Here is a 26,283-nt window from a genome sequence, read left to right as displayed (position 1 = left end):
TTTAAGTGTGAAATATAAGCAAAACTGCACTTAAGTCTAATTTCGACATTTCAAAAACTTAATAAACTATTAAAGAGCATTTTGTAAATTGATAGTGCTTGTGCTTTGAGCAGTATATTATTTGGTAGCTTTTTTACGGTATTAAATAAAAAATGATCACTATTTCGCACGGTGATATTACTATTCAGCCAAGTTTAAATCGGTATACTAGAATCTCTTGTATAAAAAGTAGCAATATCAGGAAAGACAATGACTGCACGTATTCAAAAAGGCAAGTTAGCGATTGCTAAAGAACTTTACGATTTCATCGAAAATGAAGCACTTCCAGGTTCAGGTTTGGACAGTGAAGCTTACTGGAAGAACTTTGAACAAGTCGTTGTCGATCTTAGCCCAAAGAACAAAGCACTATTGGCTAAGCGTGACGACATTCAAGCGAAGATTGATGAATGGCACCGCAACAACAAATTTGAACTTGGAGCTTACAAAGCTTTCCTTACTGAAATTGGCTACTTGGTACCAGAAGTAGAAGATTTCCAAATCAGCACAGAAAATGTAGATGAAGAAATCGCATTATTGGCTGGTGCGCAATTGGTGGTACCTGTACGTAATGCACGTTACTGCTTAAATGCTGCAAACGCGCGTTGGGGCTCTTTATACGACGCACTTTACGGCTTTGACGTGATCCCTGAAGACGGTGGCGCTGAGAAAGGTAAAGGCTATAACCCAGTACGTGGCGATAAAGTTATTGCATTTGCTAAAAACTTCTTAAATGAAACCTTCCCATTAGCAAATGGTTCACATGCTGATGCGACAAAATATGCAGTTGAAGGCAAAAAGTTAGTTGTGACCTTGAAAGATGGTTCAACAACAGGCTTAGCACACGAAGCACAATTTGTAGGTTTCAATGGCGAAGAATCTGCTCCAACAGAAATCGTACTTTTAAATAACGGCCTACACGTTATTATCGAAATTGATGCAAATAGCCCAATTGGTCAAACAGATGCGGCTGGCGTAAAAGATTTGGTTCTTGAGTCTGCATTAACCACAATTCAAGATTTAGAAGACTCGATCGCTGCTGTAGATGCAGAAGAGAAAGTTGAAGGCTACCGTAACTGGTTAGGGTTGATGAAGGGTACACTTTCAGAGTCTATCGAGAAAAATGGTAAAACCGTTACGCGTACTTTGAATAAAGACCGTACGCACAAAAACTTGATCGGCGGTGAAACGAAACTTCATGGCCGTTCATTGATGCTTCTTCGTAACGTGGGTCACCTCATGACCAACCCTGCGATCCTTGTAGATGGTGCTGAAATCTACGAAGGGATTATGGATGCATTAATCACTCCGCTATTGTCTTTTGCAGATATTAAAGGTGAAAACGAAAACAAGAACTCGCGTAAAGGTTCAATGTATATCGTAAAACCTAAAATGCATGGCCCTGAAGAAGTTGCTTTTGCGGTTGAGTTGTTTGAGCGTTCAGAACAAGCGCTTGGCTTGCCTGCAAAAACGTTAAAAATCGGTATCATGGATGAAGAGCGTCGTACTTCTGTAAACTTGAAAAACTGTATTGCTCAAGCAAAAGACCGTACTATCTTCATTAATACAGGTTTCATGGACCGTACAGGTGATGAAATTCATACTTTCATGGAAGCAGGTCCATTTGTTCGTAAGGGCGAAGTGAAAGCACAAATTTGGTTCCCAGCATATGAAAACCGCAATGTGATGATCGGTCTTCAAGCGGGCTTACGTGGTAAAGCACAAATTGGTAAAGGCATGTGGCCAAAACCAGACATGCTTCTAGACATGTACAAAACCAAGATTGAACATCCAGAAGCGGGTGCAAGCTGTGCATGGGTTCCATCTCCATCTGGTGCTGTCATTCATGCGATTCACTATCACCAATGCAACGTGTCTGAGCGTCAAAAAGAACTCTTGAATACTCAGCCTTTATCATTAGACGATTTGTTAACACCGCCTTTAGCGACAGATACTAACTGGACTGAAGAAGAGAAAACCAAAGAACTTGAAAATAACCTTCAAGGGATCTTAGGTTATGTTGTACGTTGGGTTGACTTAGGTGTAGGTTGTTCGAAAGTTCCAGACATCAACAATGTTGGTTTAATGGAAGACCGTGCAACTTTGCGTATTTCATCTCAACACGTTGCAAACTGGTTGCGTCATGGCATCGTATCTGCAGCGCAAGTTGAAGAAGTGATGCAGCGTATGGCGAAAATCGTTGATGAGCAAAACGCAAACGATCCGCTTTATACACCAATGGCACCAAGCTTCGATGGTTATGCATACAAAGCAGCTTATGACCTAGTGTTTAAAGGTGGTGAGCAACCATCAGGTTATACAGAGCCACTTCTACATGCTGCACGTTTGAAGTTAAAAGGTTATACAGGTGACTAATCTGTAAACCTAAAAAAGCCTCTTCGGAGGCTTTTTTTATCAGCAATTTTAAATAGTATAAGAACAAGGAATAACAATGTACTTCTGGAATGTTAATAAATTAGTAGAAGATTTGAAGTTAAATAAAGTCTCAGAAACAGATTTTAAAAATTATTATATCGTGAGTGCCATTATTATCTTGTTGAGTTCTTTAGCACTTACACTTGCACCCGAATCTACCGTATCCGCAGCGTGGGCATCATTTATTCTGCAAATTGGTTTGTTGATTAGCTGGATAAATGCAATCTTTAAAGTGAATGGGGGTGAAAAAGGTCGTGATTTTTTAAAGCGTATTATTGCTTTGAGTCTACCTATTACAATTCAATCACTTGTGTTGTTTTTGATAGTTGGTATTTCCTTGCAAGTCATAATTTTGGTTTTTGCTTCCAGTTTGGAAGAGGCAATGCTTAAGCAATTAAATATAGTCATGGATCTTATTTTTGAAGTTATTATCAGTACATATATTTATTGGCGAATTTATGTGGCAGTAAAACAAATTAATCAACTGAGATGAAAAAGGTTTATATTCATAGAGAACTTTTATTGAGCTTTCGACAGGATATATAGTCCACCAAGCACTTGGTTTGCTCTAAAGCCAAGAGTAAAAATAAGGTCTATGTCTACTAGATTTGTTCTAAGATAAATGGATTTCTTGCATAAGTCATTTTTTGAGCTGTATTGAAATCACAATGAAAGTTCCTTCTTCTTTTAAAAGGAGAAGGCTAGGGAGAGGATTGATAGGAAGAATCCGTCATTCTAAGGTTTTCACCAAGAGTGAAGTGACGTTCAGCACTTATTATATTACCAATGCATGATCATTTTTTGACTTTTGCAAGAGCTCTAATGCATGTATTGGCCTTACAGAGCGTATCAATCTTGATTGCTATATGGTGCGAATTTATGGATGAAGTTTCGACATCAATAAGCTGACCTCGATTTAAATATTTCACTAACTGATTGGAAAAAATATCTTATCGAGTCTTTATCCCATTTTATTTTTAGTCGCTTTGACTGGTGCAGACTCATTATTTAGGGCTGAAACTTAGATAAATAGCTAAGATTATACTTTTTCCGTACGGTAGTAGAAAAGTATGCTTTAACAAAAGCTAGGTTGTCGTTTGTTGTGCTCAATATTGGCAGATGGTATCTACAGGTCTCGCATATCTTTTCTAGCTCAAGCTAAGTGATGTATTTTGAAGGCTTTAGTTTGGGCTTTTGTTGATTATGCCTTATGGGTAAAATATCCAAGATGATATGTTACTCTATTGATTAATTTTAGAACTTCGCTTGAGACAAAAAAGCGAAAATGATTTGATGCTATGTGTGCTAATTTTAAACCTCTAACCCTTGCTCAAGTACAGCAGTTTGGTCTACCTGAAATTCCTTTTGATTATGTGGAAGAGGTGTATCCAGGTTATGAGCTGCCCTTATTGTTCAAATCAAATATAGGATTTGAATGGCGTAAGGTGCATTTTGGTTTAATACCGAAATGGGCAGAAGATAAGAGTATTGCAAGCAAAACCTATAATGCCCGAAGTGAGACACTTCTGCAAAAGGCTAGTTTTATTGAAGCGACTTCAAAATATCAGTTTGGGGTAATTCCAGTTTTTGAATTCTATGAGTCAAAATATATAGAGCAAAAACCACAGAGATGGGGTGTTAGACGACGGGATGGGAAGGTTGTTTTTGTTGCCGCTCTTTATGAAATCTGTCGCATAGCAGGCGAGGTAGTGCGGTCAGCAACCATGCTGACGATGGATGCTATAGACCACCCAATGATGCGGGAGTTCCATGAGCCGGGGGATGTGAAGCGCTCAGTGATTGTGATTCCACATGACCGTTTAGAGGAATGGCTTAGCTGGAAATCGTCAAATATTCAATCTTTTGTACAAGGCTTTCCTGTTGAAGAGTTTGAATGTTCTTATGTACCCAAAATAAAAGTCGAAAAAGAGAGTCCCCAGCTCAACTTTTTCGACTTTTAAACGGTTTAGCGCGCTAAATTTTTAAACACGTGTTTCAAGCTTTCCATCATTTTTTCAATTTGCAAAGGTGTTAAACCTTCAAATGATTGCTCAAGTACTACACTGGTTAAATCATTAATTTTACTGGTCATCTCCGTGCCTTTTTCTGTGAGGAGGACACGAGTGATACGTGCATCATCTTCACAAGAATAAGTTTCAACCAATCCTTCATCTTTCAAACGATAAACAATTTTGGTGGTTGTCGACATTTTTGAGACGACCATGTCAGATAGATCAGAAACACTGGCATGTGGTTTTGATTTGAGAGCAAGTAAAATACGACGACGAGAGTTGTCTAAACCATATTTTTTCAAAGCGTGATCGACATTGAGTACATATTGAGCATGTACTTGAGTTACCCAGTAAAATGGAAAGTTTTCCAGTGAAAAATCTTCAGAACCTGGTAGGAACTTACTATACTTTTTGGTCATGTGACGGATTCCCCGTGAATCGTATTTTTATTTTATAAATCAATTGAACACATTTTATGTGAACACTCATATACTTAGCAATATAAAATTACTGTTAAAAGAGATTTGCAGATGAAATATCTTTTAACAGTAATTTGAAGCTAAGTGTGGCTATTAAACAGATAGGGTATAACTGCTTTTATTTTGGTGAAAGCCAACAATAGTCTGCGCAAATTGTATAACTTCATCTTCTACTTCAGCATTCTGGTGAGAATCTAAAGAAAGTTTAGCCATTGGGGTACCGTCTTGTAGAACGATAGGTAGGAGCATTTCAAACTTTTGGTTATTATGCGAAACCACAATTTTAACTTGATGCTGATCAAATGATGAGTCTAAGTTGAGATATGAGCCTTCATAGCTAGTATTGCTAAGCATTTTTGACGTTTTATTAAAAGTCAAAGCCTTTTCATTGGTCATAGCAATGAATCCTATTCTGTATTACTTGATTGGATTAGAAATCCGCGCATCCTTGGTTTTAGCAATTGATTATTTTTACAACAATCTTGGCTGTGTTTCATTTTAGTGAAAAAAATGGATTTGTGAACTAGTGTTTTTAACAAAAAGTTTCAATGCGTAAGGTCATAAATATTATAAATTGATTTTTTTTAACTATTATTAAAATAAATAATGTATAAAAAACATTTATTTGATTCAAATAAATTGAGTCTGAAAATTAATTTTTTAAAAAATGACCAATGCGTCTAGAATTTTTAAACATCGAATATTGGCATTAAGTGACAATATCTAAAGTCAAGTTTGGCGCTTTAAGGGTAAATTTCACTCTATAAGTATCTAAATATTAAAATTTTGTTAAAAACCATAAAAAAAATATTACAAAGCAAACATCTCAGGCATAATTATTTCATCTTTAGTTGAACAGGTCACAAAAATGGATCCGTCGCCGTGTGGGTTTATGCTTTTAAAACAGAAACATAATTCTGGAGTAATGAAATAATGGAATTTCTATTAGATCCGGGAATATGGGTTGGTTTGCTTACTCTTATTATATTAGAAATTGTTTTAGGTATTGATAACCTAGTCTTTATTGCCATTTTGGCTGAAAAACTTCCCCCTGAACAACGTGATAAAGCGCGTGTCATAGGTTTATCCCTTGCACTTATTATGCGTTTGGGTTTGTTATTTGCAATTTCTTGGTTAGTCACATTGACTCAACCGCTTATTTCTATATTGGAATGGACATTCTCTGGACGCGACCTCATTTTACTTTTTGGTGGCTTATTCTTGGTATATAAAGCCGTTACTGAGTTGCACGAAAAAATTGAAGGTAAGCCTGAGCTTAAAGTTACAAGCAATGTTGTCTATGCAGGTTTCACCGCAGTCGTTGCACAAATTGTTATTCTAGATGCTGTTTTTTCACTGGACTCAGTAATTACCGCCATTGGTATGGTAGATAACATTTATGTCATGATGGCAGCGATGATTGTTGCGATGGCCGTGATGTTGTTGGCATCTAAGCCTTTAACTGCTTTCGTAAACCGTCATCCAACCGTGGTTATTTTGTGTCTTAGTTTCCTGTTATTGATTGGTATCAGCCTAATTGCGGAAGGTTTCGGCTTCCATATTCCTAAGGGTTATATCTATTCGGGTATTGGTGTCGCGATTGCGATCGAGGCATTTAACCAGTTTGGTGAGCGTAATGCGGCAAAACATGAAGCTAAAATTCCACTACGTCATCGTACTGCGGATTCTATTTTAAAACTCATGGGCGGAAAAATCGAAGCTGAAGACCCGGAACAGCGTCAAGCACAAGAAGCTTTTGCGGATGAAGAGCGTTATATGATCGGTGGTGTGCTGACATTGGCCGAACGCTCTGTGGCTTCAATCATGACGCCACGTAGCCAAATTTCATGGGTCAATTTAGACGATTCCCCTGAAAAAATTCGTGAGCAGGTATTGTCTGTACCACACAGCTTATTTCCAGTGTGTCGTGGTAGTCTAGACAAGGTCATAAGTATTGCACGTGCCAAAGAGCTGCTTGATGTACTCGATGATGAAGAACAGTTAAAAGATCTGATCAAGCGTCATCGCCCAATTTACATCTTCGAAAAAATGAAAGTGATTGATGCCATTAATACTTTGAGAACATCAAAAGGTTCTTTGGTCTTGGTGAGTGATGAGTTTGGTAATGTACAAGGCTTGGTGTCACCGCTTGATGTGTTTGAAGCAATTGCTGGTGAGTTTCCTGACGCTGATGAACAGCTTGATTTGATCAAAATAGATGATCAGACTTGGAAGGCGACAGGAATGCTAGACTTGTACCAACTTGAACTCGAACTTGGAATGCTGGATTTGGTCGAGGAAGATGCAGGCTATATCAGTGTAGCTGGATTAATTCTTGATAAAACCCATGGTGATGTTCAGGTTGGAACTCAGTTAGACTATCGTGGTGTTCATTTTGAAGTGCTTGAGTTAGATTCAAATCGAATTAAAACTGTCAGTATTGTTCATCGTCTAGTTTAAGATTTGCTTTAAGCTTTTGTAAAAAAATGTCAGCTTTATGTTGGCATTTTTTTTGTATATAAATTAACCATTAGATGTTTGATTAAAAAATCGCTATGCTATGCGCAAAATTTAGTGGCGATGTGCGTTTATCCTTTTTGAGCTGGTGAAGTTTAGTAAAGGTAGGTTTTTATCCCATAATTTAATATCAGATAATAAATAAAGGTAGTGTGGCTACCAAAAATAAAAATGGAAAGAGCTCATGCATCTTATGGAAAAAATGGTTGATTTCACTAAGCTTTCGACTGAGAAGCAACAGGCCTTATTTAAGAAATTGGAAAGCTTTGATCGGAAAATTTTTCCAAATGCAGTTCAAAATGAGTTATATCAACTGCTTTATAATCATGATGTCGTTGCATTACCGATTATTCGTTTTTATCATCGAGGTAAAATCGTCGGTCAAAATATTATTGCCATTTTAAAGCTTAATAGAGAGCAGCAGACCTTGTATATCGTGAATTCACGAGCAGCCTTTTTACCTGATTATAGGAATCAAAACAGAAGTTTGATGTCTGCGATACGAGTGGCTTTAGGTTATCGCCTCAAATATCCCACGCGACAGCTGTGGTTTGTTTCAAGCTTGATGCAACCGAAAGTGTATCGCTTGTTTGCTTCACGCTCTAAGCGATTTTATCCACGTGTTGGTGCTAAGATGCCTGAAGAGTATTTGCAGGTGCTTGAGCTCATGCAAAATCGTCATGAGAATGTACAGCAACGTAGTGAGGATGTATTTGTACATCCTTGTGTGCTGCCACAAACAACCCCTGAACAATTAATTCGACTACGTAATCGGGCGAGTCCACATATCAACTTTTATATGCAGCATGCACCTGACTATTTTATCGGTATGGGGTTGATCTGTATTTGTAAATTAGATCTTTTTACATTAGTAGATGCTGCACTTAACTTGCTCTTAGGGCGAGAAGTCGCCTAACAAGCGAGTCAAGAACAGCTTTATTTGCGCTTATCAAGATGTTTGAATCAGTTGTATATTTGCATATTCATAAATCATTTCAGCTTTGAGTTGGTGAATTTGATCCATAAAAGCTACGGCAAAGCTTCCAATGCTTTGACTTTGGGTATAAGCAAGTTGTCCAGCAATCGCAAAGTGAATATGCGCAGACAGTGCTGCAATAACAGGATTGGTCACCGCACTATAGGCAGCGATCAATGCGCCTAAAGCACAGCCTGTAGCGGTTACTTTCGGTTGTAAATATGAACCACCATTGACTTGAATCACAGCATTAAGTTCTTGAGACAGGATATAGTCAGATTCACCTGAGATAGCAATCACACCTGAATGTGCAAAAAGCGTTTTTGCTTGTTGGTAGACATCTGCGCTATTGGCAGTACTGTCCACACCTTTGGTTTCGATGTGGTTGCCTGCAAGTGTGCTGATCTCTGAAGCATTGCCACGGATAATCGTGGGTTTAAAGGCTAAAAGCTGATCGACCATTTCAGAGCGCCATTTTAAAAATGCACCATAACCAACAGGATCTAGAACCCATGGAATGCCTTGTTGCTGCGCAGTTTGAGCTGAGATTTGCATGGCTTGCATTTGTTCAGAGGTTGGTGTTCCTAGGTTGATACTAAGTGCTGCACTAATGCGGGTGAAACTTTCCGCTTCAAAGGGATTATCAATCATGGCAGGTGAGGCACCCGAAGCCAATAAAACGTTAGCTGCATAGTTGGCTGCAACACTGTTGGTGATACATTGCACCAAAGGTTGTTGTGTTTGCAGGGCAGTCCAAGCTTCAGCAACATATTCCACCAAGACATCGGTTTGGTCTTGAATTGATTGTTTTGAGTTAAGCAAGGAAAGGTCTAAAAGCTCGGTCATAGTGGGTGCCCTTATTTGGTGAAATAGTGGTCTTGGTGCTTACATTTACGACAAAATAATGTCACATATTGGTCAGCATCGTAGTCTACAGTGAGTTCATTTGAACCACAGTACATACAGCGCTTTTGCGAATAGAAACTTAAACGCGGTTCAATTTTTTGCCATGAACGTGAAACAGGTTGGAAGAAAATAGTTTCGTCATAACCCAAGAAGCGGAAAAACAAAATTTCGCTCATTTTACTGAATGCTAAGTTATGAGGACGAGGCAGAGTTGAGGTTTCCCATTTTTCAGCCACACTACGTTCACGGTATTGTTGCAAGGTTTTTTTCAACAAGTTGGTATTGATAAAGTTTTCATTGCGTATTTGTAAGGCTTTACGTTCGTACAAATACTCCAATGCAGTTTGGATTAAATAATAAATTTGTCCGACTGCGAGTACATCGAGTAAACGATAACAAAACACTTGGAAACTGTTATTTCCCGCAATTTGAATGCCCCAAGTACGGCAGTAAAACTGCATAAACTGGATAATTTCCTGATAAAGCAATTGGTACAAGGCATTTTTGACTTCATCTGAGGTTTTAAATGGAACACCGAGGCTCAGGTTCTCGTAAAACCAATAACGAAGCTGTTGGGTAATGCTAAATAAGCTGGGTTCCGAATAACCATCTAAACGGACATTGATATAGTACTGATGTGCTTCACTGGCAAAATCTTTGGCAACGAGGATTTGTTCTTTTACCAGTTGTTTAACAAGGCTATTTTGAAACAGGTAATTGGGGCTGATGCTAAAATATTTGATCTGTTCCCAATCAATAAACTCTTGGTGTTGAGTATGTTCTTGTACGTAGTCATCAAGCAGGGCCAATAAAAATAATTTATGCATAAAACTGAGCTGGCCCAGTTCAAACTCATAAATGTCCTTAGTTTTGGTTTTCCGTTGTTCTTGCTGGCGAGTTTCTTTTAATATTTTTTTGCGCTGCGCTAAACAGCTGTCACAGTGACAATTTAGATTTGAATTACTAAAAACACGATGTTGGCAGTGGCTACATTCATGAAAGTTAATTTCTTTATCGTATTGTTCAGCATCCACCCAAAACATAGCCGCCTGACACAGTGGACATGGCGTGCTTTCATCAAGTTGTTTGTGCAAAATTTGAAGCGACATAGGATGAATCTGAAACTCAGGATTTTCTCAAATTATACACGCTAAAATTTCAGAAAGGCGTTGTAAATTGCAGTGTAATTGAACAAGCAGAGGCGCTTTGTGACGACGAGTTAGAAGAAGGGATACAGGGGCGAATATCGGGCAAAAAAATACGGCATGCGCCGTATTTTTTGTAGAAGTCGAATTTAAACGGGGCAAGGCAAAGAGTCGTCTTCTCTACCTAATTTTTTGGCTTCAATCATAGCTTGAACCTTCCTGTTGGGGAGCTTTTTGCGACTAAGGTTGTCATAGTGGTTTAAGATACTGGTGACGTCATGTGCTTGTAATGGCATTCCTTCACAGCTCATAAACATAGCAATCACTTTATGATCAATTTTTGCAGCATCCAGTGCTTGCAGCATTTTTATATTTTCGACGCGGACGATATGGTCTTTTAAATACATCTCACACCTCTTTTATTTTCTCTAAGTTTTATCATGCGCTATGCATAATGAGATACAAGCAAGAACTGTGCACAAAATGTAGACGATTTGAAAATTAAGTTATAAATTCGAAAACGTCTTTCTTATAGTGCTATAGGGTTTTGAGAAAGCCTGATTTTATTGAATTTGTACCATTTGTATGAAATTGGTTTTGAGTGCTGGTGTAAATATTGCAGAACAACACCAGCACAATGAACGGAATTGCCTATTTCTTATTCAATTGATAAAGATAGTGGATAGCGACAAGGGAAATACAATTGAAAAGCCAATTCAATGTGCCCATATAAATATCATTCAACGAACACAGACAGCATGACAAACTTGTCGTATGATCAAAACATACACAATATAAAGCTGTAGACCAATAGCATTAGGACATGACATGAATATTGCGGCAAATCCAATTATTGAGGCAGATCAAACTGTTTATTTAAAAGACTACCAAAAGACATCTTTTTTAGTAGACAGCATTCACCTCGATATTCAAGTCTATGATGAGCATAGCAAAGTTGATGCTGTACTGGAGTTAACGCGCCAAGCTGAAGGTGATTTGGTTCTACTCGGGCGTGATTTAGAGCTAAAGCGTTTAGTGCTGAATGGTCAGCAACTCAGCCAAGAGCAATATGTACTTGATGCTGAGAAGTTGGTAATTCGCAATGCACCAAATCAGATCAAGCTTGAGACATCAGTGATCATTCATCCTGAGTCAAATACACAACTTGAAGGTTTATACCAAGCCGCATCAGATTTGTTCGTAACCCAAAATGAGCCTGAAGGTTTCCGTAAAATTACCTTTTACCCAGACCGTCCTGATGTTCTTTCAGTGTTTACCACACGTGTAGAAGCTGACAAAAAATATCCTGTGCTACTTGCCAATGGTAACTTAATTGAAGCGGGCGAGGCAGGAGAAGGTCGTCACTATACCGTTTGGCAAGACCCAACCAAAAAACCAGCGTATTTATTTGCTTGTGTGATTGGTGATTTGGCTGTTTTAAAAGACCGTTATGTGACTTCCGAAGGTCGTGATGTGGCTTTGGAAATTTATGCCGAAGAAAAAGATATTCCGAAATGTCATATTGCGATGGAAGCTTTAAAGCATTCAATGCGTTGGGATGAAGAACACTATGGTCGTCCCTATGACCTAGACAATTATATGATTGTGGCGACCAGTGCTTTCAACATGGGGGCGATGGAAAACAAAGGTCTCAATATTTTTAATACCTCATGTGTTTTGGCTGATGAAGAATACACGACAGATGCCGCGATCATGCGTGTACAGTCGGTAATTGCCCATGAATACTTCCATAACTGGACAGGAAACCGAATTACTTGCCGTGATTGGTTCCAATTGTGTTTAAAAGAAGGCTTAACGGTTTTCCGTGATCAATCTTTCTCAGAAGATTTACAGTCTGCTGCAGTTCAACGTATTGACGACGTTGCGGTACTCAAAGCGCATCAGTTCCCAGAAGATTCAGGCCCATTGTCTCATCCACCGCGTCCAGACCATTTTGTGGAAATCAATAACTTCTATACGGCAACAGTCTATGAAAAAGGTGCGGAAATTAACCGCATGATGGCAACCTTATTAGGCAAAGAAAAATTCCGTAAAGGAACCGATGAATACTTTGAACGCCATGATGGTCAAGCTGTGACAGTTGAAGATTGGGTCGCTGCTTTGACCGCGGGTTCAGGTGTAGATTTATCCAACTTCTTAACGTGGTATAACCAACCAGGTACACCAAAGTTAGAAGCTGAAGGTCACTATGATGCTGCTGCACAAACTTATACCTTAAAATTTAAGCAAAGTTTAAAAGCACATCCTAAGTATCCGAACCTAAAAGCTGTTCCAATTCCTGTTGCTTTAGCACTGTTCGATGCTGCAACAGGTGAGCAATTGCTTTTAAACTCAGACAGTTTATTTGAAAATGCAGTCAAAGACGGTGTGTATCTTTTTGATCAAGACCAAGCCAGCATTGTATTTAGCGGTTTAAGCACGAAGCCGGTCGTGTCATTACTGCGTAATTTCTCTGCGCCCGTCAACTTAGAGTTCAACTATACCGATGAAGAGTTGGCGTTCCTGATTCAATACGAAACCAATGGATTTAACCAATGGCAAGCAACGCAAACACTGCTTGAGCGTATTTTACTCAATGGTCATGATGCGCATATTTATATTCAAGCCATTAAAAACACATTGCCTGCGCTTGTTGAGCAAGATCCACTCTTGGCATCGCGTTTATTTGATGTGCCAAGTGAAGGATATTTAGGTAGCCGTATCGACACCGATTATGAACCTGAGAAAGTTCAAGAACAGCGTAATGCTTTGATTGATAAACTTGCACGTGAGTTAGGGGCGTTCTGTAAAGACACGTATTTGGCTTTAGACCCAGATTTGCAAAAAGAGTTCTCACAAGCCATGGGTGTCCGTGCACTGAAAAATATCATGCTCAGTATGATGGCTCGCCAAGGTGATGAAACTGCTTTTGAACTGGCGTATCAGCAATATGAAGCCACAGGCAATATGTCTGAACGTTTAGGCGCATTACGTGTCTTGGTGTGGAACGATGCACCACAAGCAGAAGCTGCATTACGTGATTTTTATCTACGTTTTAAAGATGAGGCTTTGTCATTAGATCAGTGGTTTATGCTACAAGCGGCACATCCTTGTGCGACAGAAGAGACGATTAATTACCTTACTTCACATGCAGACTATGATTTGGGTGTACCAAACCGCATCCGTTCAGTGAGTGGTGGCTTAAATGCAAACCCAGTGAACACATGGAGTTTTGGTGTGGATCATTTCATTGGACTGGCAAAGTATTTGGATGAGAAAAACCCAATTGTAGGCTCTCGTTTATTGCAAGTTTTGTCACGTTGGTACACATTGGCAGAACCACAGCGTAGCGAAGTGAAAGCAAAGCTTGAGGACTTAAAACCACAAGTGAAATCTAAAAATGTCAGTGAGACTTTAAGTAGTATGCTAAGCATTTAACAGATTTCTTTTAATAAAAAACCAGTCATATGACTGGTTTTTTTTTATTAAAACTGAAGAATGACTGCATGAGGTAAATCTATATCAGTATTTATTTTAATAATGACTTTTCATGTGAATAGTGTGAAATGAATCGCATTTTATGAGCTATAATAATCTGCAATAATCATTGATTAGCTCATATTCTGCATTTTTTTCGGCCTATGTATGCAGGATGTTGAGTGAATAGAACATGTAGAGTGTAAACAGATATGTTAGTTAAGATTGAAGATGGGTTTTATTTAAATACTGTTCATATTATTGCGATTCGTATTGTAAAAAGTGTTGAACTGGGAACATTTCAAGTCAATATTGAATATAGTCCACATAACCATCATGCCTCAGGTTTATTTCAAAAAACCTTTATTCAACAGTCAGTAGCAGAGCAATATTTACAAAATTTGCATCAGCAAATTTCCAAAAGCTAGTGCAATATTAATATTTTGCTAAATAAAAAAGACTGCCTAGGCAGTCTTTTTTATTTAGCACTATGTATTAAACTTTCACAATTAAGACAGGAATAGGAGACTGAGTCAGGACATTTTGTGCCACACTACCTAGCATCATTTTTTTAAAACCTGTGCGTCCATGTGAACCCATCAAAATCAAATCTGCACTGACTTCATCGGCGACATGAATAATACCTTCAGAGGGAGATATACCGCGGATGACTTTAGTATCTGCTTCAATTTCATCACGGTCAAAAGAGAGTTTGACTTCAGCTAAACGTGCCTGAGCAGCTTGTTCTGCATGTAGGAAATAGTCTGTGATTGCAGGTGCAACTTTATAAAAATCGACTCCGACAAATGGATCAACGGCAATGACACTCATCAACGTTACACGACTATTGAGGTCTTTAGCCAAAGCAAGTGCCTGCTCAACGGCAGCATAAGACATAGGTGACTCATCAACTGCCACCAAAATGTGTTTATAGCTCATTGGTATTCTCCTTGTTTTTCTTCGCGATGGCTATTTTATGCAGAGAGAATCGTAGTGCATCGCAAAGAAAGTTTATTTTGGGTTAGGCTTTAACAATGAGAACAGGAAGCTCGGTAGACTTCAGCACATCTTGAGCGAAGCTACCTAAAAGAAACTTTTGGAAGCCTTTACGGCCATGTGAGCCCATGACAATTAAGTCTGTTTTCAGCGAAGTTGCTGCTTCAACCACAGCATCTTCCGAAACTTGACCTTTGATGATTTTTGACTGAGCTGCTACACCATTTTCTTGTGCAATTTTAACGGCATCTTGCAGGGCTTTTTCAGCATTGTTATATGCTTCAATGAAATATTCTTTCATGATTGGAGCTGTGTAGTAAAAGTCAGCATCTTTCAAGGGATCCTCAGCGACTAAGCTGATGAGAGTTAATTGACTGCCGAAAACTTTGGCAATTTCACTTGCTTGTTTTACAGCAGAAAAAGAAATCTGTGAACCGTCAACAGGGACTAAAATATGTTGGTAAGCCATCAGTGGAACTCCTGATTGTATAAGATTTAGTTCTTGTTTTATTGATAACATACTGTACTTAAATGTTCAATTTTGATTGCGCTAAAAAATTGAAAATTCATGAAATTTTCAGAAAATAATGTCATTAAATGTGGATTTAGCCAGAATAAATCTTGAGCAAAAAACTCAAGTTTCAAGTTTGAAGGATTTTTTTCAGCGCTTAACTCGAGAGCTATAAAAGGGGCGAATTGGTCTGTTTTAAATATATCTTGCGCAAGATATTGTATTAGAATCACTAAAAAAATTGAGCAAACAATATGGTTTTTCAGTCTCTGATTAAAACAATCAGTATCATTTTTATGATGGTCGTGTTAAGTGCATGTCAAAGTGTCGAAAAAAATACCAAACTGATTGCGGGTACATTTAATACAGCAACCCATATTCAAATGAAAATGCTGGATCGTTTTGCTCCCCCTGATGTCATTGTACATCACAATATTCCATATCAAGCTAGTCCTGCGCTGAATCTTGATATTTATCAACCACAAAATATTGAACAATTAGATACAGTGCCTACAGTAGTTTGGGTTCATGGTGGTGGCTGGGTTTCTGGTTCTAAAGAACATGCACGTGGGTATTTCAAGCTTTTAGCCAACCAAGGTTTCAATGTTATTTCAGTTGAGTATCAGTTTGCCCCCGAGGCGATTTATCCAACGCAACTACATCAGCTCAATCAAGCACTTAGTTTTTTACAAAAACATGCTACTCAGTACCACATTAACGCGAACCAATTGTATCTTGCTGGAGATTCTGCTGGAGCCAATATTGCCAGCCATTATGCTGCACTTTTGACTAATTCTAGCTTTGCTGAAGCATCCGGCTTTCAACCTTCGATTCAAGCTAAACAACTAAAAGGATTGATTCTGCATTGCGGGATTTACGATTTATACAGTTTTGTGAATACGGCTCCTGAAGAGTTAAAGTTGATTGAATGGGGTGTATATAATTTGGTACAGGCTTATACAGGCGAGCGTAAGGACGATGCTGCATTTTTAAAGTCGATTTCAACCAGTGAACATATTACATCACAGTATCCTGCTGTATTTATTAGTGGGGGAAATAAAGACTTTTTAACCAAAACTCAGTCTTTACCTTTTGTTGAAGTACTGAAGCAGCATCAGGTGGCAGTTACAGAAGCTTTTTACCCAGACTCTAAAGAGTATTTGGTGCATGAATATCAGTTCATGATGAGTAAAGAGGCGAGTCAGATCACCTTTGATCGAACCATTGATTTTATAAAAAGAACTTCAGATTTAGTGATAAATTCATCCAAATAATCATGTTTAAAAGACTTGCTTAACTTTTGGGGTTTTATTAACATACCGACCGATCGGTATGTTAATAATTGAGTTTAGTATGAATCCTGTATTAATGGCTTATGCTTTGCTAGCGATGGCAATTATTTCTGAAGTCATTGGTTCGACCTTTTTAGTTAAGTCGGAAGGTTTTACCAAACTATTGCCTTCGCTGGCGGTGGTGGTTTTATTTTCGCTGGCATTTTATTTATTGTCACAAGTGATTAAAGTGATTCCTTTAGGTATCGCTTATGCAATTTGGGCGGGTGTGGGGATTGTTTTAACTGCATTGATTGGCTACTTTATTTTCAAACAAAGTTTAGATCTCGCCGCAATGATTGGTATTGCGTTGATTGTTTCTGGTGTAATCGTAATTAATTTATTTTCAAATTCGACAGGGCATTAACTTCGATGCAACAAACAACTCCACGTAAAAAAGCACCTGAACAGGTTCGCCACAGTATTTTGCAACATGCCATCCGTTTGGCAGCTGAAAAGGGTGTGACTGGGGTTTCTATACAGGCCGTAGCTGATTTGGTTGGCGTGAGTAAAGGAGGGGTTTTTCATCATTTTCCAAACAAGCAAAAGCTACTTGAGGCAATGATTGTAGAACAGCTTGAACAATTAGATCGAGTGGTGGATCAGTTGATAGCCAAAGATCAAGAGTATTACGGATGCTTCACGAGAGCCTATATCGAAATTACATTAGAAAAGCAGGTGCTGGGTTTAGAACACTCTTGGTCAGCTATTTCGATGATCATGCTGACGGATCGCACCTTTAATGAGTATTGGATTGAGTGGCTAGAGAAACGTTTGGCTCGACATCAGGATACAGACAATGATTTGGAGCTTAAAATTTTGCGTTATGCTGCGGATGGTATTTGGCTCACAGCATTTACTGAGGTGGAAAATCTGTCTGAGACGATGCAACTCAAGCAAGAATTGATTCAACGAAGTTATCAGCATTAACTTTTTAAGTTAGCAGTATTTGAAAATAAAAAAGCACCCATCGAGGGTGCTTTTTTATATGAGGGCTTAAACTTTTTTGGTTTTAAACTTAAATATAAGCATAACTGCAAAACCAAAGAGTAGTCCCCAAAAGGCAGAACCAATGCCAAAAAACTGAACGCCTGATGCACTAAATAAGAAAGTCATGAGGGCTGCTTCACGGTCTGAGACTGCTTCAAATGCAATTGCAATGTTATGACTAATCGTGCCAAATAAAGCAATGCCTGCTAAGGCTGTAATAAAGATTGCAGGGAAAGACAACAAAAGACTGGTGAGGGTTGCTGCAAATAGTCCCATTAAGATGTAAAAGAAGCCGCAGCTCATGCCCGCAATATAGCGTTTTGATGGGTCAGGGTGAACTTGTTCATCTAAACTGACAGCGGCACTGATGGCTGCAGTATTCACACTATAGCAACCAAATGGTGCGAGTAAGGCTTGAGCGGTACCCGTCCAACCAATCAGTTGATTGACATGTGGGTTATAGCCATAGCTTTTAATCATGGCAATACCTGGTAAATATTGGGATGCCATATTGATCACAAACAAAGGCAGCGCTAAACCTAAAATAGCAGACATACTGAATTCAGGCGTCATCCAAACAGGTTGCGCTAGGCTCCATGTGATTTGAGGTGTATGGAAGTCTAAGAACAATGGGCAGAGTAACAAGCCTGCAATCACGGTAATGACGATACAATAACGTGGGGTAAGTCGCTTAGAAACAATATAAGCCGCCAGCATGGATAAAATAAACCCCCAATGGTCTTGCATACTGGCGAACAATGAAATACCAAACTTCAGTAGCACACCTGCCAGCATGGCACTGGTTAGGCTTTGCGGGATATAAGTCAGAACTCTCTCAAAGATCCCGAAAAAGCCCAAAATAGCGGTAACTAAACCACAGACCAAAAATGCGCCAATTGCTTCATGTAAACTATAGCCACTGCCCGTAGCAATAATTAAAGCCAGTGCCGCAGTAGACCATGAGGTCGATACAGGATATTTAAGTTTCCAAGATAAAAGCAATCCACTCAAACCAATACCCAGACCTAAAGCCCAGAACCATGAGTTGATTTGTGCGGTATTTGCACCTAAGACTTGGGCGGACTGAATGACCAAGACTGAAGACACACTAATGCCAATGAGGAAGGTAATAAAACCTGCGAATACTGCTGGAACTGAGAAATCTTGAAATAATTTTTGCATGAAGATCAAAACATAATTTGAATGAGTGAAAATAGCGATTGTTCAAGGATCATACGCTGGTTCTTGAAAAAGAAAACAGCATACAATGGTTTTTTTATCGAAAATAACGAGATTATTCACGAGAATTACAGGGTGGAAAGTGCGAGCTTTAAACCAAAACCACAAAACAGTAAACCAACAGTTGCCACTGCGACAGCGGCAACTTTAAACTGACGGTTAAAGTAACTGGCCAATTTAATCCCTGAGAAAATCAAAATGCTAAGATAAGCCATGCTGATGATCTGCAAGATGACTGAAAGTAAAGTAAAGCTGAGTGCAGGATAAGCGTATTTAGGGTTAACAAACTGCACAAAGAAAGACAAATAGAACAAAATAGCTTTAGGGTTTAAAAGACTAATGGTCAGAGCTGATCTAAACGGGTGTAGCGTTTGCAAAGTATTCTGGTTTGCACTTGCTTCAAGATGTTGTGGGGATGAATGCCACGTTTTGACGCCAGCAAATAAGAGTTTTCCACCTAGGTAGGATAGGTACAAAGCCCCTACAATTTTTAATAAAATGAACAGCCAAGGAAAAGCATGTAAAAGAGATGCTGCGCCTAGTACTGTGCATAGAATGAGGATCAGGTCACCCGTGAAAACGCCTAATGCTCCCCAATAGCCGATCTTCGGACCAAAACGCGAGGCAATGGACATCACATAAAGAGAATTTGGGCCTGGTAGAATCACAATTAAAATTGTACCGATGATATAGGTACCGATGTCGATAATCCCAAACACAACATATTCTCAATAAAAAAGCCGATATTGCATGATAGCAAAATCGGCTTTTAAAAGAAGAAAAATCAAGTTAAGCTGAAATTTCTTCATCTAGACCAAAAGACTGACGCAATAGTGTGTTCAGCTGTTGACGGGCTTTAATAAATCCATCAATACCGCCTTGTAACAACTGCGTTGCCATCAAGTCATGTTCAATTTGATTCCTAAACTCAGTTTCACTGAGTGTGTTAAGTGCAGTTGTCGCTGGCGCAATATCACTTGCTGACAGTTGGGCTTTAACTTCACGTGTGTCTTGTTCAAGAGCTGCCAATAAGTTAGGCGCAACAGTAAGAAGGTCACAACCTGCAAGTCCTAAGACTTGGTCAACACTGCGGAAGCTTGCGCCCATAATTTCTGTTTTGATCCCATGTGCTTTATAGAACTGGTAAATTTGCTTCACAGAAAGTACGCCAGGGTCTTTCTCAACTGGATAGCTGTCCACGCCTTCGGCTTTTTTGTACCAATCTAAAATACGTCCAACAAAAGGTGAAATTAAAGTGACATTTGCCTCCGCACAAGCATGGGCCTGATGCACACCAAACAAAAGCGTTAAGTTGGTATGGATACCTTCAGCTTCTAACACTTTCGCTGCTTGAATACCCGCCCATGTTGAAGCGATTTTAATTAATATACGATTTTGATCTACGCCGTAGTTTTTATATAGCGCCAACAGCTCTTTGGCTTTTTCAATGGTGGCATCGGTATCGTATGACAGTGCAGCATCCACTTCTGTAGATACACGACCCTCAATCAATTTGAGAATTTCCACCCCAAACTTGACGGTAAGAATGTCGATTGTGCGTTCAATGAGTAAGTCTTCTTTATAGCCCTCAGTTTTGGCTTGAGCAAAAGCATCCTCAATCAACTCTTTATTTTCAGGTTGAATAGCAGCCGCTGTAATCAGCGACGGATTAGTCGTTGCGTCAAGCGGGCGAAATTGGTTAATCGCCGCTAAATCGCTACTGTCAGCAACAATGGTGGTTAAGCTTTTTAATTGGTTTAATGCAGTTTGTGTCATTGATCGTTAGTTCTTAAAGTTATTACCCATAAAATATTTATAACACAAACTGCTTCTAACCCAAGTGGATTCGGATGTTTTAACAGCAGTTATCACGATTTTTTACGTTGATTTCGGATGTATTGGATTAAAAAACGTGCAGCTGCACCCAATTCACTTTCACGACTCCAGACCAAATCGACAAAATATTCAAACTTTGGGGTGAAATCTAGCAGATCTAATATTTTCAACTGGGTTTTGAGCTGAGGGTTTTCATTCAGCATTTCCAAGGGTAAAACCCCCCAACCGAAATTTTGCATAATGAGTGCGCAGGCAGAGTGATGATTGTCAGTCCGCCAGTATTCTTTAGAAAAAAGTAGTTCAGGCTTAATGCTTTTATCTCGGCTGGCAACCACGATCTGGCGACTGTGTTGAATTTGTTCAAAGCTGACTTGTGAAAATTGCGCCAGCTCAAAGTCTTTGTTTGCGACAGGGACTAAAGTTTCCATTTTTAATTCAACAAACTGTTCGCTGCTTTCCAGCTGTTCACGTTCGAACATCAGTGCAAGTTGCGCTGTACCGTTGAGTAACATTCTTTGTGCATCTTCCTGAGGTGCAGAAAAAATGTTGATCTGTAGACTGGGAAATTCAGCTTCTAATATTGCGATGTAGTCGATCCATTGCATATGGAGCAGTTCGGATACAACGACGATATTGAGCGAGGACTCCAAACCGTGGCTTAGGGCATGAGCATGCTGTTTCCATTGATTCATTTCGGTCAGTAGTTGCTCGGTCTTTTCATACAAGGTTAGGGCTTGCGCTGTTGCTGTAGGCTCACGTCCTTCGCGTAAGAAAAGTTGTAGGTTTAAGTCTATTTCCAAGTTGGCAATTGACATACTCACGGCCGATGGCACTTTGCCCAATTTTCGTGCGGCAGCTGAAAATGAGCCTGACTCAATCACGGTTTTAAAAATGATCAGTTGTTCTTGATTGATATTCATAATTTTCTATCTTTCAGTTTTACTGAAAGAACCTGACTCGATTAATCAATATTATAAAAATAAAATAGCCAACATCCAATCATGAAAGAGTAATTAAAAATGTTGATTTCCAAAAGAAGGATTATTCATGCGCTCAGCTATGAAATCATCCTATTGGTGATCATTGCTGTAGCTTTAAGTTTCATATTCCATATGCCTTTAGAGGTCACAGGCGTACTCGGTATTGCCATGGCAGTCACTTCGGTCATATGGAATATGGTGTTTAACCATTTTTTTGAAAAGTTTGAAGCGAAAAGAAAACTCAAAAGAACCATCGGCGTACGTGTTCTTCACGCGATTGGTTTTGAAGGTGGTTTGATGCTTGCAACCATTCCAATGGTCGCATATGCAATGCAAATGAGTATTTGGCAAGCCATCGTACTCGACTTCAGTTTAACCATGTGTATTTTGGTTTATACCTTTATTTTCCAATGGTGTTATGACATGGTGGAGGCCAAATTGGGTATTCAATCCGAAGCGCAATATTCAAATTAAAAATTAAGCCACGCAATGTCGTGGCTTTTTTAATGTGATGCAATTCTTATTTGAATTTTCTGACATTTAAAATATAAGGGATCATTAAGGCAAAAAAGACGGTGATGGCAGCATGAAAACTATTTGCTATAGCGCTTATATATGGATGCGCAAAGCCTTTGAGATAGATCATGGTTGCGCCTTTCTTTGTACTGGAATTTGTGTATGGGATTTCATCACTGATCAAAAACCAACTTAAGCAGAAAAAGAGCAACATAAGAATAAAAAACACTAAGCCTAGTGGATTAAACATTGAGCGTTGTTGTGTATTCAGTTTTGCGTAGTGTTGCCTGATGTGCTGAACTTGTGGTCGGTTGAGTTGTACACGAAAATAATTGATCAAAATAAGGGCAAGACAGATGAAAGTACAAATAGCAAAAAAGTCATTGAGAAATTTATGCGGGCTGGACAAGTTGGATGCAATGCAGGTTGGAAACACGCCTTGAAAGTGAAAAGTCGAAGCTGACAATCAAAAGCGCTATGACTAAGGGAATGAGGTAAAAATAATAATAGCGAATCGGGGTATTGAGATAAACAATAAAGGGCGGTGAATTTCGCATAGTTTGTATTTGGTTATTTTATGTTTTTATCTATAGAGTAAATTGATGGTTTTGACCAGTAAAAAAAAGCACCTCAAAAGAGATGCTTTTTTACAGCGAAGGCGAGATTATTTCTCAATAATTGCTGTCACACCTTGACCACCTGCAGCACAGATTGAAACCAGTACGCGACCTGAACCTTTTTGGTTAATCAACTTCGCAGCAGTGGCAATGATACGACCACCTGTTGCAGCAAATGGGTGACCTGCTGCAAGTGAAGAACCTTTGACGTTGAGTTTAGTGCGGTCAATTGAACCGAGTGGAGCATTTAAACCTAAACGGTCTTTACAGAATTTCGGGTCTTCCCAAGCTTTTAATGTAGAAAGAACTTGTGACGCAAATGCTTCATGAATTTCGTAGTAGTCGAAGTCTTGAAGTTTAAGGCCAGCACGCTCCAGCATACGTGGAACTGCATAAGCAGGTGCCATCAATAAGCCTTCTTTTTTCTCAACGAAATCAACAGCAGCTGTTTCTTGGAAGGTTAAGTAAGCAAGCACTTCGTGATCGTTTGCTTTTGCCCATTCTTCAGATGCTAAAAGTACACAAGATGCACCATCCGTAAGTGGTGTTGAGTTGCCCGCAGTCATGGTGCGTGCATCGCCTTTACCAAAAGCTGGTTTGAGCTTAGCAAGTTTTTCAACCGTAGAGTCAGCACGTAAGTTGTTGTCACGCTCTAAACCTAAGAATGGTGTGATCAGGTCATCGAAGAAGCCTTCTTCGTAAGCCGCAGCCATTTTTTGGTGTGAAGATGCAGCAAGTTCGTCTTGCGCTTCACGTGCAATACCCCATTCAAGCGCGGTAATGGCTTGGTGATCACCCATAGACAAACCTGTACGTGGCTCACCATTTTTCGGCGCATCCATCAAGTCTTTTAGGTTGATTTTGGTTAAAGCTTTTAAACGGTCTTTACCTGTTTTTGCAATGTTGAGTTCAAGTAATGCTTTACGTAAACCATCACCAAACGCAATTGGTGCATCAGAAGTCGTGTCTACACCACCAGCAACACCCACTTCAATTTGGCCCAGTGCGATTTTGTTGGCAACTAAGAACGCTGCTTGTAAGCCAGTACCACATGCTTGCTGAATATCGTAAGCAGGTGTTTCTGGCGCAAGTGCAGTGTTTAGTACACATTCACGGGTCATGTTAAAGTCACGGCTGTGCTTAAGAACAGCACCAGCAACCACTTCACCAAGGCGTTGACCTTGAAGATTAAAACGTTCAACAAGACCGTTTAGCGCTGCTGTGAACATATCTGTATTCGAAGCGGTGAAATATGCGCCATTTGAGCGAGCGAAAGGAATACGGTTACCACCGATAATAGCCACGCGGCGAACAGTGTTTTGACTCATGGTTTGATCCTGTTGAACAGCAGTTTGAGTTTTTGGTTTTGAAGCATTTGTAGAAGAAGCAGGGCTTTTACTACGAGTTGACGCAGCGCGAGTGCGAGTCGGCTTAGTCGTGTTATTTACTGATTGGGTTGTTGTGCCAGTACTTTTAGTTCTACGCGGTGTACTTTTTGATGTATTTGACACAGTTTCCGTAGCAGAATTTTCTACTGCTGGATTTTCTTGAGTTGTTTTGCTCATAAGGCTTTTCCAAGCATGTTAATCTATTCTTAGGGTGTACATTAGCATATTATAAAAAGGGCTGAATTGACTAGAATGACATTGCAACAGGCTTTCAGGTCAAGACATATCCTCTATAACTCAAGTATGATTCTATAGAAACCGATGGAACTATTGAAATATAAGACTCTAGACATCACTTTGAAGTTAAAAGGATATCTTTGAATCCATCAACAATTCATTTGTATGAGAGATAAAAACATGACTGATCAATACCAAACATTCGCAAAATCTCCGATTGGTAAATTTGTCATTAAAAATTTGGGTTTACCTGCACCAACTTTTTTAGACCGTTTTGAGTCAGCAACGCCTGTGATTAAAGGTGCTGTTTTACTGGGTGCAGCAGCAAACAGTTCACTATCTGGTGCAATTGCGCAAGTGTTGGCAAATGTCCACGCCAATAGCTATGCGGGTAACAATGCGCAACTACAACAAGCTGCGGCTCAAGTGGGCTTAAACTTAAGTGCATTTAATGCAGGCGACAAAGAGTCTAAATTCAAAGTTGTTATTTTTGATGCATCTGGCATTGAGTCATCAGAGCAACTTAATGAGTTATATAACTTCTTTAATCCGATTGCACGTCAAGTGGCTGCTTCTGGTCGTGTGATTGTGGTAGGCACGACCCCTGAAACTGCGGGTAGCGTTAAAAAAGCGATTGCACAGCGTGCACTTGAAGGCTTCGTGAAGTCAGTCGGTAAAGAGTTTAAGAAGGGGGTTGCAGCACATTTGATCTATGTGGATGCAGGTGCAGAAGCAAATCTTGAGTCAACTTTACGTTTTGCAGCATCTCCACGTTCTGCTTATGTCTCTGGTCAAGTGATTCGTGTTTCTAAAGCTGAAGTTGTAGATGTGGACTGGGCGAAACCACTGGCAGGAAAAACGGCTGTAGTAACAGGTGCGAGCCGTGGTATTGGTGAAGCGATTGCGCATGTCTTGGCACGTGATGGCGCGCATGTGATTTGTTTAGATGTACCACAGCAACAAGCAGATCTTGACCGTGTTGCAGGTGAGATCGGCGGTTCAACACTGGCAATTGATATCACAGCAAACGATGCTGGTGAGAAAATCAAAGCTGCGGCAGCTGCTCAAGGTGGTTTAGACATTATTGTGCATAACGCAGGTATTACCCGTGACAAAACTTTGGCAAATATGAAGCCTGAGCTTTGGGACTTGGTCATTAACATTAACCTGTCAGCGATTGAGCGTGTAAATGATTATTTACTTGCGAACGACGGTTTAAATGCCAATGGTCGTATTGTTTGTGTATCATCAATTTCAGGTATTGCAGGTAACCTCGGTCAAACCAACTATGCGGTATCAAAAGCTGGTGTAATTGGTGTGGTTAAATTTACTGCTTCAACGTTGACGAATGGCATTACCATCAATGCGGTTGCACCAGGTTTCATTGAAACGCAAATGACCGCTGCGATTCCATTTGCAATCCGTGAAGCGGGTCGCCGTATGAACTCGATGAGCCAAGGTGGTTTACCGGTAGATGTTGCTGAAACGATTGCTTTATTTGCAGCGACAGCATCGACTGGTTTAAACGGCAACGTGGTACGCGTTTGTGGTCAAAGCTTGTTGGGTGCTTAATTTAAAAACTTGAATTTATCTCTCCTTTAGAGGGGAGATGAATTCTTTATATTATAAATGGGATGGCATTTTTCCCTCATCCCAAC

Annotated in this window: 24 protein-coding genes; 12 read left to right on the top strand and 12 right to left on the bottom strand. The window is 39.5% G+C overall.

Annotation, left to right across the window (positions count from 1 at the left end; translation table 11 throughout):
* Positions 1–249 precede the first annotated feature (249 nt).
* The 3 genes from B9T36_RS14200 to B9T36_RS14190 all read left to right on the top strand — a co-directional run bounded on the left by B9T36_RS14200 (position 250) and on the right by B9T36_RS14190 (position 4,433).
* A complete protein-coding gene (locus tag B9T36_RS14200; RefSeq protein WP_086210120.1) occupies positions 250–2,412 on the top strand; it encodes a malate synthase G in 2,163 nt (720 codons plus the stop codon).
* Between the two features lie 76 nt (positions 2,413–2,488).
* Positions 2,489–2,965 carry a hypothetical protein gene (locus B9T36_RS14195; protein WP_086210119.1) on the top strand — a complete coding sequence of 159 codons (477 nt, stop codon included), beginning with the start codon at positions 2,489–2,491 and terminating at the stop codon, positions 2,963–2,965.
* A gap of 805 nt (positions 2,966–3,770) precedes the next feature.
* Complete coding sequence (locus B9T36_RS14190; protein ID WP_086210118.1) at positions 3,771–4,433, top strand: SOS response-associated peptidase family protein; 663 nt, start codon at positions 3,771–3,773, stop codon at positions 4,431–4,433.
* A 5-nt stretch (positions 4,434–4,438) separates the two neighbouring features.
* Here the strand turns inward: B9T36_RS14190 and B9T36_RS14185 are convergent, their stop codons facing one another.
* Entirely contained in the window at positions 4,439–4,903 is a 465-nt protein-coding gene (locus B9T36_RS14185) for a MarR family winged helix-turn-helix transcriptional regulator (protein WP_086210117.1), read from the bottom strand.
* A 153-nt stretch (positions 4,904–5,056) separates the two neighbouring features.
* The gene (locus B9T36_RS14180) at positions 5,057–5,359 is read right to left on the bottom strand and encodes a hypothetical protein (protein ID WP_086210116.1); all 303 of its coding nucleotides are present in this window, start codon (positions 5,357–5,359) and stop codon (positions 5,057–5,059) included.
* Between the two features lie 537 nt (positions 5,360–5,896).
* On the opposite strand from B9T36_RS14180, the gene B9T36_RS14175 reads away from it, so the two are divergent.
* Together B9T36_RS14175 and B9T36_RS14170 are read left to right on the top strand one after the other, a co-directional pair.
* The gene (locus B9T36_RS14175; protein ID WP_086210115.1) at positions 5,897–7,423 is read left to right on the top strand and encodes a TerC family protein; all 1,527 of its coding nucleotides are present in this window, start codon (positions 5,897–5,899) and stop codon (positions 7,421–7,423) included.
* 241 nt (positions 7,424–7,664) lie between these two features.
* On the top strand, positions 7,665–8,396 hold the full coding sequence (locus B9T36_RS14170; protein WP_086210114.1) for a hypothetical protein: 732 nt from the start codon (positions 7,665–7,667) through the stop codon (positions 8,394–8,396).
* A gap of 33 nt (positions 8,397–8,429) precedes the next feature.
* Here the strand turns inward: B9T36_RS14170 and thiM are convergent, their stop codons facing one another.
* The 3 genes from thiM to B9T36_RS14155 form a co-directional block, all read right to left on the bottom strand.
* Entirely contained in the window at positions 8,430–9,302 is an 873-nt protein-coding gene (gene thiM / locus B9T36_RS14165; protein WP_086210113.1) for a hydroxyethylthiazole kinase, read from the bottom strand.
* 11 nt (positions 9,303–9,313) lie between these two features.
* A complete protein-coding gene (locus B9T36_RS14160) occupies positions 9,314–10,471 on the bottom strand; it encodes a hypothetical protein (RefSeq protein ID WP_086210112.1) in 1,158 nt (385 codons plus the stop codon).
* Positions 10,472–10,656: 185 nt separating this feature from the next.
* The gene (locus tag B9T36_RS14155; RefSeq protein ID WP_086210111.1) at positions 10,657–10,914 is read right to left on the bottom strand and encodes a hypothetical protein; all 258 of its coding nucleotides are present in this window, start codon (positions 10,912–10,914) and stop codon (positions 10,657–10,659) included.
* A 421-nt stretch (positions 10,915–11,335) separates the two neighbouring features.
* Between B9T36_RS14155 and pepN the strand changes: the two genes are divergently transcribed.
* On the top strand, positions 11,336–13,945 hold the full coding sequence (pepN, locus tag B9T36_RS14150; protein WP_086210110.1) for an aminopeptidase N: 2,610 nt from the start codon (positions 11,336–11,338) through the stop codon (positions 13,943–13,945).
* Between the two features lie 251 nt (positions 13,946–14,196).
* Entirely contained in the window at positions 14,197–14,412 is a 216-nt protein-coding gene (locus B9T36_RS14145; RefSeq protein WP_086210109.1) for a hypothetical protein, read from the top strand.
* A gap of 67 nt (positions 14,413–14,479) precedes the next feature.
* Here B9T36_RS14145 and B9T36_RS14140 read toward each other — a convergent pair whose 3' ends face one another.
* Together B9T36_RS14140 and B9T36_RS14135 are read right to left on the bottom strand one after the other, a co-directional pair.
* The gene (locus tag B9T36_RS14140; protein WP_086210108.1) at positions 14,480–14,923 is read right to left on the bottom strand and encodes a universal stress protein; all 444 of its coding nucleotides are present in this window, start codon (positions 14,921–14,923) and stop codon (positions 14,480–14,482) included.
* 82 nt (positions 14,924–15,005) lie between these two features.
* Complete coding sequence (locus B9T36_RS14135) at positions 15,006–15,449, bottom strand: universal stress protein (protein WP_086210107.1); 444 nt, start codon at positions 15,447–15,449, stop codon at positions 15,006–15,008.
* A gap of 296 nt (positions 15,450–15,745) precedes the next feature.
* Between B9T36_RS14135 and B9T36_RS14125 the strand changes: the two genes are divergently transcribed.
* The 3 genes from B9T36_RS14125 (at position 15,746) to B9T36_RS14115 (ending at position 17,752) form a co-directional block, all read left to right on the top strand.
* Complete coding sequence (locus B9T36_RS14125) at positions 15,746–16,765, top strand: alpha/beta hydrolase (RefSeq protein ID WP_086210105.1); 1,020 nt, start codon at positions 15,746–15,748, stop codon at positions 16,763–16,765.
* A gap of 79 nt (positions 16,766–16,844) precedes the next feature.
* Positions 16,845–17,189 carry a DMT family transporter gene (locus B9T36_RS14120; protein WP_086210104.1) on the top strand — a complete coding sequence of 115 codons (345 nt, stop codon included), beginning with the start codon at positions 16,845–16,847 and terminating at the stop codon, positions 17,187–17,189.
* A 5-nt stretch (positions 17,190–17,194) separates the two neighbouring features.
* Positions 17,195–17,752 carry a TetR/AcrR family transcriptional regulator gene (locus tag B9T36_RS14115; protein WP_086210103.1) on the top strand — a complete coding sequence of 186 codons (558 nt, stop codon included), beginning with the start codon at positions 17,195–17,197 and terminating at the stop codon, positions 17,750–17,752.
* A gap of 66 nt (positions 17,753–17,818) precedes the next feature.
* On the opposite strand, the gene B9T36_RS14110 is transcribed toward B9T36_RS14115, so the two are convergent.
* From B9T36_RS14110 to B9T36_RS14095, 4 genes are all read right to left on the bottom strand, one after another.
* The gene (locus tag B9T36_RS14110) at positions 17,819–18,994 is read right to left on the bottom strand and encodes a benzoate/H(+) symporter BenE family transporter (RefSeq protein ID WP_086210102.1); all 1,176 of its coding nucleotides are present in this window, start codon (positions 18,992–18,994) and stop codon (positions 17,819–17,821) included.
* Positions 18,995–19,119: 125 nt separating this feature from the next.
* Positions 19,120–19,770 carry a leucine efflux protein LeuE gene (leuE, locus tag B9T36_RS14105; protein ID WP_086210101.1) on the bottom strand — a complete coding sequence of 217 codons (651 nt, stop codon included), beginning with the start codon at positions 19,768–19,770 and terminating at the stop codon, positions 19,120–19,122.
* 70 nt (positions 19,771–19,840) lie between these two features.
* Positions 19,841–20,827 carry a transaldolase gene (gene tal / locus B9T36_RS14100; RefSeq protein WP_010326829.1) on the bottom strand — a complete coding sequence of 329 codons (987 nt, stop codon included), beginning with the start codon at positions 20,825–20,827 and terminating at the stop codon, positions 19,841–19,843.
* Positions 20,828–20,919: 92 nt separating this feature from the next.
* Positions 20,920–21,807, bottom strand: coding sequence for a LysR family transcriptional regulator (locus tag B9T36_RS14095; RefSeq protein ID WP_063454283.1), 888 nt, complete (start codon positions 21,805–21,807; stop codon positions 20,920–20,922).
* 99 nt (positions 21,808–21,906) lie between these two features.
* Between B9T36_RS14095 and aceI the strand changes: the two genes are divergently transcribed.
* Positions 21,907–22,341, top strand: coding sequence for a chlorhexidine efflux PACE transporter AceI (aceI, locus tag B9T36_RS14090; RefSeq protein WP_086210100.1), 435 nt, complete (start codon positions 21,907–21,909; stop codon positions 22,339–22,341).
* A gap of 706 nt (positions 22,342–23,047) precedes the next feature.
* Here the strand turns inward: aceI and B9T36_RS14080 are convergent.
* Entirely contained in the window at positions 23,048–24,565 is a 1,518-nt protein-coding gene (locus B9T36_RS14080) for an acetyl-CoA C-acetyltransferase (protein ID WP_086210099.1), read from the bottom strand.
* Between the two features lie 240 nt (positions 24,566–24,805).
* Between B9T36_RS14080 and B9T36_RS14075 the strand changes: the two genes are divergently transcribed.
* On the top strand, positions 24,806–26,197 hold the full coding sequence (locus tag B9T36_RS14075) for a 3-oxoacyl-ACP reductase (RefSeq protein WP_086210098.1): 1,392 nt from the start codon (positions 24,806–24,808) through the stop codon (positions 26,195–26,197).
* Positions 26,198–26,283: the final 86 nt, after the last annotated feature.

This window comes from Acinetobacter sp. ANC 4204 (genome assembly GCF_002135205.1).
Lineage (GTDB): Bacteria > Pseudomonadota > Gammaproteobacteria > Pseudomonadales > Moraxellaceae > Acinetobacter.
Note: the sequence above shows the minus strand (reverse complement) of the source record. Positions and strands in the feature narration are given on the sequence as shown.